Below are 13,954 nucleotides of genomic sequence, written 5' to 3'. Positions count from 1 at the left end.
AAACGGAGTAGTTATGGCTATCGCAGGGTTACAACTTCTTAATCATGAGTTAAAAAAGGCAGGTCTTGCCTGCGTCAATCATAAACGTGTCTATCGTATTATGAAGCAAAATCAATTATTACTGCCGGCGTATGGCAAAAAACAAACACGAGTACATGATGGGAAAGTCATTACATTGCATAGCAACACTCGTTGGTGTTCAGACTGTTTTACCATACAGTGCGCTAACGGTGATAGAGTTCATGTCGCTTTTGCAATGGATACTTGTGACAGAGAAGTATTAGGCTATATTGCCTCGACAGTGGGCATTGACGGAGAAGCAATCAGGGACTTATTGCTAGAAAGTGTAGAGTACCGGTTTGGTGCAGCAGAATACATGCCCAAACAGATACAGTGGTTAACTGACAATGGCCCTTGCTATGTGGCCAGGGACACTGTTTCTTTTGCAAGAAACCTGGGCTTTGATGTGAGGACAACACCAGCATATAGCCCTGAAAGCAATGGTATGGCAGAAGCGTTTGTTAAAACGTTTAAACGAGATTATGTCGCTTTTTGATCTTGATGATGCGCAGACTGTTATGAAAAAGCTTCCTGAATGGTTTGACGATTACAACGAAGTTGCGCCTCATAAAGGCTTAAAAATGATGGCTCCAAGAGAATATATCAGGAGCTTATTAGCGGTGAGTTAGGTGGTTCGGTTTTATAGGGGCAACTCCACGATTAAACCGTTCAACAAATGAATTTTGAGTAGTTTTTCCGGGTTGAATAAACTCAAGAGTAACTCCGTGTTTTTCAGCCCAGTCAGCCAATACCAGCGAGATAAACTCAGGCCCATTATCAAGCCGCAGTTTGCCGGATATCCTCGACTGGCAGCAATGCTGTTAAGCCCCCGGGTAACCCGTTGGGCAGGTAGGCTCAGATCCACTTCAATGGCCAGTGCTTCCCGGTTGAAATCATCAACCACATTAAATGTCCTGAATCGTCTGCCGCAGTTCAATGCGTCGCTCATAAAATCAGCAGACCAAGTATGGTTAACTGTAGCGGGAACCGCAAGAGGCTCCGGGTTGCGTGCAGGCAATCTCCGCTTTCCTTTACGGCGGATATTCAACTGCAATTCACAGTAAACCCGGTAAACCCTTTTGTGATTCCATGTAAACCCCGCCTGCCTCAGTTTGACAAACACTTTCCTGAAGCCATAACGCGGATAGCGTTCGGTAACTTCCATCAGCTCTTTAATCACTGCCTCATCCTTATTGACTGCCGGCTGATAATAGTAACCTGTGCGACTCAGGCTTAAAGCGGCACAGATCTGTCTAAGACTCAGGCCGTATTCATTTACCAGATAATCAGCCATTTCCCTTTTCTCTGCCGGCTTTAAAGCTTTTTTTCTATCACATCCTTCAAGGCACGGTTTTCCAGCGAACATCCGCTTCAGCTTTGCATTTTCTTCCTCAAGTTCCTTCATACGTTTAATATCTGAGGCTTCCATCCCACCATATTTAGCTTTCCAGTTGTAATAGGTAGCATCGGATATTCCATGCTCACGACAGACCTCCTTTACCAGACGGCCATTCTCTACATGTTTTAAAATATTTAATATCTGGTGCTCTGTAAATCGGCTGCGTTTCATCGTTTCTCCTCCTCTTGCTTATTTATTATGCTGGAGAAACTCTATTTTTGAATGGTGCTATTTTACGGGAGGTTTACAGGCAACAACACTCCTTCTTTTTTGGCCAAAATAAATTTATGGACGGGAAAATGGCCATTCTCCTCAGTATTCTCTTTTAAAGCGCTAGTGCTTGCGGGGACACGGCCAATTTTCCTGATGCCTGACATCAGAGTTTGGCAAATCGCTTCATCTTCACCCGCAATTTGCTCTGCAATCTGTAAGCAGAATTGATTCATTGGCAAAAAAGGATGCCGCGGATAAGCCCAGCCTGTTTTTTTAATAAAAAGCCATCGTTCTTCCAACCCAGAGGTCTCTTGATATAGTTTGAAATTAATTGCTCTAAAAACTGGGCAGTCAGCATCTATTTTAATCTCTTCAAAAAAAGCTAATGATAGCGCCTTTTAATTTGAAAGGAAGTTAAAGCTTCGTTGCCTAAATGCTGCTTAATCGTTTCCTGTCCACCATTCTTTGGGCAGCTTAAAATCAGAGTGAATGAGCATCGAAAACTGTCCCAACAATAAGTAGTGAATTTGTGATTATTTAGTAAATTGCCACCGTTTAGTTGATAGATATTTAAACATTTTCTATACTAATAAAGCAAGATACCTTGCCACAGGAGATATGTATGTCAGAACAATCTACACCAAAAGATAAAAAACTGGATAAAGTTTCAGATACTGAACTGGAAAAACTCTCAGGGGGGGTTGGCGGCGGCGATATGGGGGTTGGCGACATGGGGATTATCGGCGACGACATGCGGCTGAAGGCTGGTGGCGGCAAACAGAAAGACAAGAAAAAAGCCAAAAAGAAACACAAATAAGCCCCTCGGTTTGTCTCGCTTCTATGCTTCCAACTCAATGAAGAAGAAACAACATACGAGTGATGATTCTTTGATTGGAAGGCTCAAGAGCTAATTACTCACTTAAAACTTGTTAACTCTTCATCATTTGAACTCGCTCAACGGCATAGTAAAATCGATTGTACCCAATCATCAGATCTCATGCTTTCCTCGAATAAATATTGTTTTTAAACATCTGGATCCAAGCATTTTAAAGAAATACCCCTGAAAAAATAATCACCTGCTATTTTGACGTATCCGTAAAGTTTGTTGATTTCATCAGATAGTTCACCAAGATAAGTATCGAGAACATAGTTATCCATATATTACATCCTCAATAGTTCTTTTTTGTATAAGCGCCTCGGGGCTGTTTTTATCTGTTATTTGGCACAATTCGAAAGAGGCTTTCCATAAAGCCCAGGCTTTTGCGCGAAGCCAAGTGTTTTCATCTAAATCTATCTCTTGAAAAAAGATGTCACGTGCTTTTCCGTTAAGAAAAGTCCACGCAATCACAAGATCGCAAGCAGGATCACCTAAAGCCATTCCGCCAAAATCAATAATAGCGGATAGTTTGCCCTCATTAAGTAGCATATTACCGATAGCAAAATCACCATGAATCCATACAGGCGACTTGTTCCATTTTGTCTTACAGGCTCGTTCCCATAGTTTTATTGCCTCATTTCCATCAATAACAGTTGATAGCTCTGAAATTTGTTCGCGAGCGCCTTTATCATAAACACTGACATGATCCCCACGCCACCAATTATGCTGGCCTGGAGCGGGGCCCTCTATATTGCGAATGCTTTGCAGCTCTTTTAAAAATTTTGCTAAATCAAATGCAAGTTTTTCCAGACAATTATTATCCAACACAAGAAGGTTAATACTCACTCCTTCCAACCATTTGTAAATGGAGAAGGGATAAGGATATCTCTGTGAAGCAGTGCCCATTTTGATTGGAGTAGGAATACTGACGGTTAAATAAGGCGCTAGCTGCGGTAATAGGGATTGTTCTTTAGGCACCTTCAAAGCATAAGATTCAGCAGTTGGCATGCGAATTAACATATCCAACCCTAAACGATAGGTGCGATTATCGTGTCCTTGCTTTTCAACTGACTCAATGGGTAAATGAGCAAATTCGGGAAATTGCTCAGCAATGAGCTCGCGTGCAAGATCAGTTGTGATGTTAAATGATTCATCATTAGACTCAGTGGGTTCAAATCGTCTAATCAATAAATAATGTGGTTTACCAGCACCAGAAACATCGCCAGACATAACAAAGTCGGCGACATGCTCAAAACCTGCCTTCATGTAGACATTCTTTGCTCTAGGATTATCGGCTGCAGGGTCGATTATAAAAGTATCTGCTGATGCATCGAATTCCTTTCTGAAAAAATCAAGAAATTGTGATAATGTCTTAGCACCATAGCCTTTGCCAAAATAATTTTTATTCCCGATCATGTAGTCGATACCGTAAGTATGACCTGTTTTGGAAAGGTGATTTAATTTAATGTCATCAATATGATCCTCTGTTGTTTCTCGAATCGTCATCAGCATTGCGAATGGAGATTCATCACAGCTTGCTATCCAATAAACATACTTGCCATCACAATAATTCGAAGGTTCTTTTCTACCATTAACAAAATTTAAAATATCGTCTTTATGACTCTGTGTATTATCCCAAAATTTCTGAATAAAAGGTTCTGCAAGCCAATCAAAAATAATATCAACGTGCTGCAGGCTTATTTTCTCAAAGCTTAGGGGCATGACTGATTCCTTAAATAAGTTCTCTGTATGATGTTATCCATCAAAGGTTCTTCATTTGTTAAATAAAAATTGTCGAAAGATAAGCCGAGGGGTATGCCGTCACCTAAAATTTGAGGAACGATTGTAAGAATGATTTCATCGATTAATCGATCCTCAGCAAAGCTTTTTGCAAGATTAGCACCGCCAAGCAGCCAGATATCTTTATCTGTTCCATTTTCTCTTATCTTCTTTATGAATTGGCTTGGACTATCATTCGTAATAGTAATACATGAAAGTGGGGCTTTTAAAACTTGTTTGCTAAAAACATAAGTGTGTTTATTAGTCCATCCCCAATTGCCAAAACCTATAATTTGCTTAAAGCTACTGCTGCCCATCAAAATTATATCGATACGCTGCATTAATTTTTTATAGCCAACAACCTCTAAATCATGATCATCTTTGGGATGCGGTAACCAATCAGCACCGCCGTTTTTATCTGCTATATAGCCATCTTCAGAAGTGGCAATATATAGTATAATTTTGCTCATAGTATTAAAATTTTCCAATAATTAATATTCTTTTTTAGCTCATGTAAGATATCACAAAACTCTCGCTGCAATGGCTAAGATCATAACTCTATAATCGATTTTTTATGTATTCGAAGTACAAAACTATATTAAAGCGCTTGATTATGGACTAGGGCGGTTAGCAGACCTTCCATTATCGCTATGCCTTATCACAGAAATTCATGAACACTTAATGCAAGGCGTTAGAGGATCTCATGCAACTCCTGGAGAATTTAGATGTAGGGTGATTACCGTGAAAAGATAATTTACCTGTGCTCTATCATTGGCGTATTTTGCCTAGTAATCCTGCTGACATTAATCTCAATTATTGGGGTGACATTGAGCAATATTGTCAGTATTGGGAGAAAACTAGCCCCATGCCATATTGCGGAGATCTTATCTAATGTTGGTTCACCAAATCAGCAGCGAAAGAAAGAAGGGGGATTCACGAACAAATCAATTCTGCATTGGAATATTCCAACTTATTTAAAATAATAGAGCTTTATATAGCGTCTTTTGGGTCTTTCTTATTTATTCTTACACCTTTAATTGAGAGTTTGCCTCACTTGCCAAAGTGTCCGCAAAATCGAGGCAAAATCTAATTTAACCAACGCGCAGATGCCTTCTCGAGTCTAAAGATGTAACCCTGCACTAACTCCAAGATCGATAAGTGATGTTGGAGTTAGCTGTTAAGACAAAAGCTAAGAATTGTTTGTAGTCTTAAGATTCATTTTCAGTGGAATCTTCAATCGCGAATACTCTGCTACTCGTTTAAAGAATGGAACAAGCATTATTTTCCTATCAGAATGCAAAACAGCAATGAAATCCTTAAATTAGGCTCAATGAAAGCCAACACCTCACCATTAAGCAGCTATTTCGTATCATCATTTGTATTTTATGCGCAAAAATAGTACAATTGGATTTTTGATTTTCGGTGCTATTATGCCCAATCCAATACCAGAAGTTCCGTTAAGTGACTATGACCCATTTATCCATGGCACGACCTCCGCAGCTCTAGCGCTGATGTCTAAGACAAATTTCCAGCTTATGCCAATTATGAAGATGATTGATGACTTTCAGGTGGCACCAATGGGAGGGGAATTAACAAGAGGCGGCTATGAATTTATTGGATTTGAATTAGTACAAAAAGAAAAAATAGGAGCCATCTCTTTTGGAAATTTGAAAACAGGGGAATACAATTTAAAAGAGGTGACTGGAGGCTATACCCAGTTTGTGCCTCCGACCAAGACCGCAGTTCTTAATAATTTTAGAAACCTGCTTAATCGTCCCATAGTCGGTGCCGAGCTTAATTTGCTCTTGATCTATTTTACACGTGCAAGACAGATGCACCAATCTCTTGATCAAATAATTACTAAAAATGAACTGAATAGTCTAAAACAGCGATTACAGGCAATTACTCAATTCTATTATTTTGTCCAATTGCTGGGAACGTATATTTTTCCCGATTTTGAGGCAATCGAAAAAGCTATTCTTCCGCCCTCATCCTTGACGAAAAGAGATATAACAGATGCGGTATACAGCTTCTTGAATTTCGAGGGCTTAATTCAAAAAATTATAGATAGCCGAATGGATATAAAAAGCATTCTTTTAAACCCGACCGCGGATAATCTTGAGAATGCACTCGGGCTTCTTCAACTGCCTGATAAACTTACCATTAAATCTGGAGTCTGCGGTGATATCAAGGATATCGAGCTTCCTGTCACCCAATTTTTTAGTTTGGCAAGGCCTTCTGCATCAAAGAAAAGCCCCGCTTTTAAAAGGAGCCATTTTGTCTATCTTGCCCAAAATAAAAGTGGTGATGGCATCAATAATGTACTAGAAAATTTTCTGTCCCAGAAATTGAATGCTGATTTTTTTGTAAATATGGCGAAGGATGCCCAGAGTTATGTCTCTGCCCTGGAAGATCGCATCCGCGTTTTAAATAAGCTGGCTGATACACCTCAAGCCCAATTTGAACTGACTGTTAACCAGAAAACTTTATTGGATTCCACCTATCCAATTATATTCGTATCGGAGTCTGATTTAATTAAGCCTCATTGCAAAGAATACCGTAGCACAGCACCTTTGAAATTAGGTGAGGATATTCGAATGATTGCTACGGATAATAGAGAACACAGAGAGCAAATAAGGACTTACCTTCGCCAACATCAGCTGAATCCAGTTCAAGTGGTTTTATTCAGTGATCTGGAAAAGGTAATAAGTGACCGATCTGCTTTACCTTTGTCCATTGATTCACAACCTCTGAGAGCTATGTTGGCAAAGACTAAAGCCGGTAAACATGGTCCTCTTTTTTATAACTTATATGCCTTGCTGGATGATTTGAACGAGAAACGGAATAAGTTTCGTTACAAAAATTCCCAGGTGTTTGCAACCATTGATCGACTATTGAGTGAAATGGATACGGCTATGGCTGAAGCGTTTTCCAGAGATAAGCCCCTGACAAAAAATACGATACATACATTTTGCACAAAGGGCAAATCTTTAATAGAGAGAGAAAAGCCGGTACTTGAACAGCATCGCGGCTGCATGGGTATTGTGGATACAGTGTTAACAATATTTACAAGTCTGATCGTATTCTATCCCGCAGTTTATCTGTACCAGAAAAACAACAATATCACATATAACTTTTTTAATACGGATTCGGGGACAAAAGCCAAGGACACAATGGCAGAATTGGACAGACTAATGGGGGCGGCAGATGATTTTCCTGATGGCGAGCATGCTACTCTCAGTGAGATGACTATAATTTGTTCTTATGCAAATGCTGATTGATTACATTTTGAACAATCGGCAGATGTAACTTCTCATGATGCTAAAATGATCCTGTAATAACCACACTGCTGATTTTTATAACCCGCAGTTATAATGAGGCTGTGAAAAATATATTTTTATTAATATGCCAGGTTATCCTACATAAATTGCGTTCTTTCATGTTGAAATCTGGTTGTTTTTAGGTTAGTGTAGCAGTTTAGTAGTCAATGTGATCAAATTAAATGCCTAAATATTCTTGCTCAACAGAGGATGAAGATTCCAGCTATGAAAGCGATGATGGCACCACTTATTCTCCTGCAACTACAGCCCAATACAAGCTTGTTGAATTTAATCCTCAAAAAAACATATCCAATAGAAACATTCAAATACAGCCTGCATCGGGAGGGTTAACCTATTTTTTAGGCAATAAACGTAATACTCAATCGGGGTATATTGCTTTTAAAGATCTCATCTCTGAAACAGAGAGTTTAACTGCACTGAGCGGGCCGAATTGGTTCGAGGAAGTGGCCGGGTACTCCAGGAAAATTATAGATATTGTTTTAAATAATAAGCATGGAAGGAAGGGTTATCTGGCGACAGGGACTTATTCATCTGCTAGATTATTTTCTGCAAAATCACCCTCGCAAGAAGAGAGTAAGAAGACTAAAGTTGTTCTGGATCCCATACAATGTGATTATAAAGAAAGCAGAAAAAAATACCATTTTTTTAAAAGTCTTTATCCGAATGAAAACAGCTTTTATGTAGAAGATATAAGCAGAAACACTTACCGATTAGTATTACCGAATATACATGGTTCTCTTTATGGCGATTTGTCTTTAGTTACTGATTTTAATGAACAAGTTAAATTATTTCTGGCGACAGTAAAAGCCTTAAAACACTGCCATTCAAAAAAAATTATATGTCTTGATTTGAACCCTTATAACATTAAGTATGTTGCTCCCTGCAGTGAATACAATTTGGGGCGTAGTTTCTTAATTGATGGTGGTTTTTCCAATGCCCCAGGCGAAATAATTGACACGGCATTTTTCAGATGTGAGACACAGGAAAAATTAACCAGACGCATTGCGTCTTGCGATTATATTGCTCCTGAATGTTGGTATACAGACATTGCACCTCTCGCGTCTGAGAGTATGGATATTTATTCGATGGGGAAAATATTAACAAAAGTGATGTTGCCACTATCGCCAGAGTTAATTCCTTATATAGAAGGTTGTTGCCAACGAGAACCTTCTAAACGACACACCCTCGAAGAACTAGAATCAAGTCTTGAATGCTTGTTGTACAACAACAATACCTATTCACCTTGAGGGTTTAAATGCTCATAGAAATATCGTTTGAAATGCTGGATACGTTTTTGCCTCAAACTGAGTTGGTGACGCAATTTGAGACACATCAGTTAAGCAACATTTATTAAAAAATCGCTCTGTTTTTCAAATTGATTTGGCTTAAGTATTGAACTTCCCATCGGGTTGATAATTGCTATTATTTTAAATTGATAATCCGGCTTTCTCGGCAGGTTGAATTGAAAAAGCGAGCTCTGGCTCTTAATTCTTCTAATTGTACTTGGGCATGTAAGGTGTTGAGTTGTATTTGTGTCGTCATTTGCTCGCGTTGATTGACTAAAAATAATGTACTGTCGCCGCCATAAAATTTTTTGGTTTCTCCTTCCTGCACCTTTTTAGCCAAGCGCAATTCTTGTTTTAACAGGCTGACTTGCTGCCTGCTTCTAGTTATACCAATCCGTATATTTGCAAATTCATTGTTAAGTTGTTCATAAAAAAACCGTTTTTCTGCTTGAATTTGTCGTAATTCACTTTCAGCCTGAATCAGATTTCCCCTGGCTTCTCTTTGTAATAAGGGAAATTTGAAAGATAATCCCACCATTGCGGCTTGAGGAATTAATAAAGGGTATCCTCCCGTTCCATTTTGTTTGAAGGTATAGGCAGTTGCATCTAATTGAGGCAGGAGTTCGTTGCGTGCCTGATCGCGTTTGAGCCTCATCATATTGGCATAATGGTTAAGCTTTTTAATACCAGGGTGTTCTCTGAGCGATGGTTTAATTTCTGGCTTATTGTTTGAAGTGCTGCTTAATGTAGGTAAGGATTGTTCTCCAGGAACCAGCGGGTTTCCCTGGGGATCCCGAAAATATAGAGATAGATTAATGCCTGCTTGTTCAAATATCATTTGGCCTTGATTGAGTAATTGTTCACGTTGAATTATTTGCTGTAAATTTTCACTGATGGCAAGTTCTGGCAAATCCCCAAGACTAGCCTGTTTTTCAATTGCCCGTTGTCGTTTTTTTGCCAATTGCAGCAGTTGCTTGAATGCTTTTATTTGAAGGCCTGCTTCTACCCATTGCCAATAGGCTTTAATTGCTTCCTGGTAAATTTTTATTTTGATTGCTTCGGCGTCCTGTGCTTTCATGAGCATCAATTGAGCAGAAGTAAATAATCCGGTGCGCTCTTTATCGGTTAGCCGGTCGCGAAGCAAGGGAAGCGATAACCCGGCCCGATATTCTCCACCTGAGTTCGTCAAATAGTTTTGATAATAAATGGGCCAGTCGCCTTGCCCGTTTCGATAGCCTGCAAAAAGTTTCAAGCCGTTGTACAGGGTTGGGATGGTGAGTTGAGTATCGCCAAAATTATTAATATAACCACCAGCGGGTTGTGAGCGGGTACTGACTTCCAGGGTGGGGTCAAACTTTCCATTGGCATTGACAAATGCACCACTTGCCTTTATGACTTCGAGACGTGCTATTTTTACTTGAGGGTAGTGAGTGTCAATACTTTGTAATACTTGAATTAAACTCAATTCCTGCGTTTTGGGAGAGGCATAAGAACATGAATACCCCAATAAGAGGCCTATGCAAGTTAGTATAGTGAAAAGCCCGCGTAATGCTAATCTCCTCATGAATTCGCCTTTTGTGCTATGCTTTCAGGCGGGAAGCCGTTAAATTGACGCCATAGCTCGTACCATAAAGGTACTTCACCCAATTGGACCCAACCATGAACACGAACCCCCTGTCTTAAAAAGTTTGGATCAGGCCAGGGCTCATCAGGTACAATTACGACGCGAAATAATCCCATGCCATTATCTGTCGGATCTATAAAGGCCACTTTTCCGCCAAAAGTGCCTACGGCGATCTGTGGCCAGCCTCTAAATTGAATCGCCGGCCATCCTTCGAATTGAAGACGTGCCTTTTGATTGAGGTAAACGAATGGAATATCATTCCCATCAATCCAAAGGGCTACCGCCCTGGATTCGGTGACGGGTATAATCTCAGCTAATATTTCTCCTTCTCTGACTACAACGCTTTGTTGTCCGGCCAGGCGTTTGACTATCACTCCCGGGACGTGCGCTTTGATGAGCTGAGTTTGTTGCCTGGCAATGCGAACATCGATGCTGACCTTATCTATATTGGCTTGTGCCAGTTCGTTTTGATATTTGGCATATTCTATTTGAGCCAGTTCATATTGACGTTTTGAATTTATACCTTGCAGAAACAAATTCTTTTGGCGTTCAACATTGGCTTTTCCTGCGGTTAACGATTGCTGTGCCGCTTTGATGCGAAGCAAAATAGCTTCTTTTTCCATCTCCAATCGTTTGAGTAACTCAGGGTCGTTGTCGCTAATCTCTACAATTGGGTCTCCCGCTTTAACACGGATTCCTTCGTCGACGTACCATTTTTTAATTCGGCCATAGATAGGTGAGTTGACAGTATGTAACCGCTCAGTAGGTGAGAATGCGATCACTTTTCCGCTCCCCAAGGCAAATTGCTGCCAAGGGGTGAAACTCAATAATAAAATTAAGATAAAAAGTACTAAAGAGATAATCTTGGCGATTTTGCGCGGATTGGGTAATTTGCCAATCATTTGATAGGCATGTAGCTTCATGAAAACACCAGACAGTTAGACAAGGGAATGTGATTCAGATATTGAGTAATTATTATTAAAAGCGTCTCATTGAGCTCTCCTAAATGGGATAGCAGTAATTCAATTTCATTTCGAGTCAGTCTATCAAAGAGGCTATCGATGATAAGAAGCTTGGGTTTTGCAATTAAAGCGCGAATCACCATGAGTTGAATGAGCTCGAGTTCAGTAAACACCTGCTCCCAATCATAAATCATGCTCTTTAAGCCATGAGGCTGACTCATAATTTTATCCATCAGTCCAAAAGATTTTAAAAGCTCTTTTAATTGCTGTATACGAAAAGACGCCTGGTTAAGGCGTAGATTGTCATAAATGCTGCCGGCAAACCAGTCTTTATCTCGCAGTAGCAGAGTGTGTTCACGAAGGGAGCGTCTGTATTCCTGATGACAGAGAGTCTGATTGATATACACACTGAGATCGAGATTATTTTTAAAACCCAAGATACAATCGGCAAGTGACTCCTGGTTGCGTGTCTCATTGAAGCAGATAACCAGAGGGTTTCCAGGCGAGCTCGATCCTTTTTCCTGTTCTTTGGTTACTAGCATGATGTGTTTTATGGGATTGATAAGTTCGCTTAACTCTGTGTTGACAAGCTCTGTTGGGAGATTTAATACCAGATCAATTTTATGTTCAGAAGCCAGCAGGTCGTAATAATTTTCTAAAAGGACACCAAATCGTTTGAAAGCATAAATTAACGCGCCAAGTACAATTTCTGCTGCAACGAGCTGGCCCAGGCTTAACTGGTTATTAATCACAAGATAGCCGCCCAGGCCGAGTAATAAACTGCTGGCGATTGCTGAGAGAAGATAAAATCCAATCTGATGTTTAATAAGTTGTCTAAAATGGGTATTGCGAGCCTTCAAAAAATGAACCAAGCGTCTATCCGTTTGCAGAATAGCGTAGCGATGATAGCGATTAAAACGAAATAAAAAGCGATTGGTCAGCAGCTCTTCCAGCCAGGCACCTATTTGATGTTTTTCAGTACATTCCTTTTCAGCACTTGCTAATCCTTTACGGTAGGGCAAAAAAACAATTAAAACAATGCTTAATATAATAAATGCATCGAATATAAGAAAAAGGGGATGATAAAACAGGAGCAGGATTAAACTAAAAAAAAGCTGCAGACCCAAATTTACGCCATAGAGTAAAAGACTTGATAATGCTTTGTTAATGGTTGCCACTTCGAAAAAGCGATTAACGAGCTCAGGTCCATGATGTGAAGAGAAATTATCGAGTGACAAAAGAGTAAATTGACGGGTTAGGCTCAGACTTATGTTAACCATTAATTTCTGTTGAATGACTTCGATGATAACCGTTTGCCATATATTTAAAGCCCCCAGAGCTACCATTAATACAAGTACGATGATGCTTAGTGTGACTACTGGCTGCAGTAATTTGCCGAAGGCAATCAGATTGACTAAAGTTTGGGCTGCAATAGGTATGCTTAAGCTAAGCAGGCTTACTACAACGCTTATCATCACGATTGATGCAATCGTCGCTTTATCTAATACCTCAGCAATTGAGCTCATTCCCTGTTTCATCAGTGTTCCAAAATCCTTTATTTAAGTTTTAATTTATCCATGATAAAAAATTCAAGAGAATCAATCGCTTTACTTGCAGCCTCTTTCTTAATTAACGATACATGAATGTCTTTCAAAGAGGGAAGAAAATAATCATCGAGTCTATCCAGATAATTGGGAATCATACTACGTTGTATGGCTGTGATTCCAAGGCCCGCCTTGACAGCCGCCATTTTGCCCGCATAACTTGGACTACTAAATGCCAGGCGCCATTTTAGATCATGCTGATTGAGGGACTCAATCACATTCCCGCGATAGACGCATGGGGTGGGTGAAAGAATCAACGGGATGACTGCTTTATCATTGAGCGCTGGCAGTAACTCTTTTTTGCCTACCCATTCTACGGGCTCATTCCATACATTGACGCCCTCAGAAATCAGGTTTTTTTCATTGGTCTTTATCAGAATTAAGTCAAATTCATCCTGATGAAATCGCTTGATAAGGTTCAATGTTAAATCGCATTCCACATTGAGCATTATTCTGGGATGAAGCCTGGAAAACTCCACCAGAACTTCAGAAAGCATCATGGAGGCAAAGTCTTCAGGAAGGCCAAAGCGAAGCTCGCCCTGTAGCTCCGGTGTTTTGAATCGGTCTAGTGATTCGCGATGCAGCTCGTATATCCGTTTGGCGTAACTTAAAAAAAGTTCGCCCTCTGGGGTAAGGGATAGTTCTCGCCCACGGGTAACCAACTGTTTTTCAATTAAATTTTCAAGTTTGGCAATTTGCTGACTTATCGCTGATTGGGTTCGGCCTACACGGGCAGCTGCTTTAGTGAAGCTTTGGGTGTCTGCCACAGCTAAAAAGCATTGCAGGGTTACTGTATCTAATGACATTAG

Annotated in this window: 12 protein-coding genes and 1 pseudogene; 5 read left to right on the top strand and 8 right to left on the bottom strand. The window is 40.0% G+C overall.

What is annotated here, in order from left to right:
* The first annotated feature begins 13 nt into the window (after window positions 1–13).
* Both DYH61_RS15890 and DYH61_RS15885 read left to right on the top strand, forming a co-directional pair.
* Complete coding sequence (locus DYH61_RS15890) at window positions 14–556, top strand: DDE-type integrase/transposase/recombinase (RefSeq protein WP_256595711.1); 543 nt, start codon at window positions 14–16, stop codon at window positions 554–556.
* On the top strand, window positions 543–689 hold the full coding sequence (locus DYH61_RS15885; RefSeq protein ID WP_162264005.1) for an integrase core domain-containing protein: 147 nt from the start codon (window positions 543–545) through the stop codon (window positions 687–689). Before DYH61_RS15890 ends, DYH61_RS15885 begins: the two co-directional genes overlap by 14 nt.
* A gap of 27 nt (window positions 690–716) precedes the next feature.
* Here the strand turns inward: DYH61_RS15885 and DYH61_RS09950 are convergent.
* A pseudogene (locus DYH61_RS09950) lies at window positions 717–1,630 on the bottom strand (IS3 family transposase); the annotation flags it as partial.
* A 62-nt stretch (window positions 1,631–1,692) separates the two neighbouring features.
* On the bottom strand, window positions 1,693–1,971 hold the full coding sequence (locus DYH61_RS09945; RefSeq protein WP_058508723.1) for a hypothetical protein: 279 nt from the start codon (window positions 1,969–1,971) through the stop codon (window positions 1,693–1,695).
* 323 nt (window positions 1,972–2,294) lie between these two features.
* On the opposite strand from DYH61_RS09945, the gene DYH61_RS09940 reads away from it, so the two are divergent.
* The gene (locus DYH61_RS09940) at window positions 2,295–2,489 is read left to right on the top strand and encodes a hypothetical protein (RefSeq protein WP_058508724.1); all 195 of its coding nucleotides are present in this window, start codon (window positions 2,295–2,297) and stop codon (window positions 2,487–2,489) included.
* A 333-nt stretch (window positions 2,490–2,822) separates the two neighbouring features.
* Here DYH61_RS09940 and DYH61_RS15785 read toward each other — a convergent pair whose 3' ends face one another.
* Both DYH61_RS15785 and DYH61_RS09930 read right to left on the bottom strand, forming a co-directional pair.
* Window positions 2,823–4,271: a GNAT family N-acetyltransferase gene (locus DYH61_RS15785; protein WP_234999830.1), complete on the bottom strand. Its 1,449-nt coding sequence runs from the start codon at window positions 4,269–4,271 to the stop codon at window positions 2,823–2,825.
* The gene (locus DYH61_RS09930; RefSeq protein ID WP_133129078.1) at window positions 4,262–4,816 is read right to left on the bottom strand and encodes a dihydrofolate reductase family protein; all 555 of its coding nucleotides are present in this window, start codon (window positions 4,814–4,816) and stop codon (window positions 4,262–4,264) included. The genes DYH61_RS15785 and DYH61_RS09930 overlap by 10 nt, the downstream gene beginning before the upstream one ends.
* 942 nt (window positions 4,817–5,758) lie before the next feature.
* On the opposite strand from DYH61_RS09930, the gene DYH61_RS09920 reads away from it, so the two are divergent.
* Both DYH61_RS09920 and DYH61_RS09915 read left to right on the top strand, forming a co-directional pair.
* The gene (locus tag DYH61_RS09920) at window positions 5,759–7,609 is read left to right on the top strand and encodes a hypothetical protein (protein ID WP_133129079.1); all 1,851 of its coding nucleotides are present in this window, start codon (window positions 5,759–5,761) and stop codon (window positions 7,607–7,609) included.
* 221 nt (window positions 7,610–7,830) lie between these two features.
* Window positions 7,831–8,916: a protein kinase family protein gene (locus DYH61_RS09915; RefSeq protein WP_058508727.1), complete on the top strand. Its 1,086-nt coding sequence runs from the start codon at window positions 7,831–7,833 to the stop codon at window positions 8,914–8,916.
* Between the two features lie 175 nt (window positions 8,917–9,091).
* Here DYH61_RS09915 and DYH61_RS09910 read toward each other — a convergent pair whose 3' ends face one another.
* The 4 genes from DYH61_RS09910 to DYH61_RS09895 are packed head-to-tail and all read right to left on the bottom strand — an operon-like array spanning window position 9,092 to window position 13,951.
* Window positions 9,092–10,519, bottom strand: a complete 1,428-nt coding sequence (locus DYH61_RS09910; RefSeq protein ID WP_058508728.1) for a TolC family protein — start codon at window positions 10,517–10,519, stop codon at window positions 9,092–9,094.
* Window positions 10,516–11,502: an HlyD family secretion protein gene (locus DYH61_RS09905; protein ID WP_058508729.1), complete on the bottom strand. Its 987-nt coding sequence runs from the start codon at window positions 11,500–11,502 to the stop codon at window positions 10,516–10,518. Before DYH61_RS09905 ends, DYH61_RS09910 begins: the two co-directional genes overlap by 4 nt.
* The gene (locus tag DYH61_RS09900; protein ID WP_172463596.1) at window positions 11,499–13,082 is read right to left on the bottom strand and encodes an ABC transporter transmembrane domain-containing protein; all 1,584 of its coding nucleotides are present in this window, start codon (window positions 13,080–13,082) and stop codon (window positions 11,499–11,501) included. Before DYH61_RS09900 ends, DYH61_RS09905 begins: the two co-directional genes overlap by 4 nt.
* A 14-nt stretch (window positions 13,083–13,096) precedes the next feature.
* Entirely contained in the window at window positions 13,097–13,951 is an 855-nt protein-coding gene (locus DYH61_RS09895) for a LysR substrate-binding domain-containing protein (protein ID WP_058508730.1), read from the bottom strand.
* Between the last annotated feature and the right edge of the window lie 3 nt (window positions 13,952–13,954).

Origin of the sequence: Legionella quinlivanii (genome assembly GCF_900461555.1) — a bacterium.
GTDB classification, from domain to species: Bacteria; Pseudomonadota; Gammaproteobacteria; order Legionellales; family Legionellaceae; genus Legionella_C; species Legionella_C quinlivanii.
The sequence above is the reverse complement of the archived record's forward strand: the minus strand, read 5'-3'. Positions and strand labels throughout refer to the sequence as shown.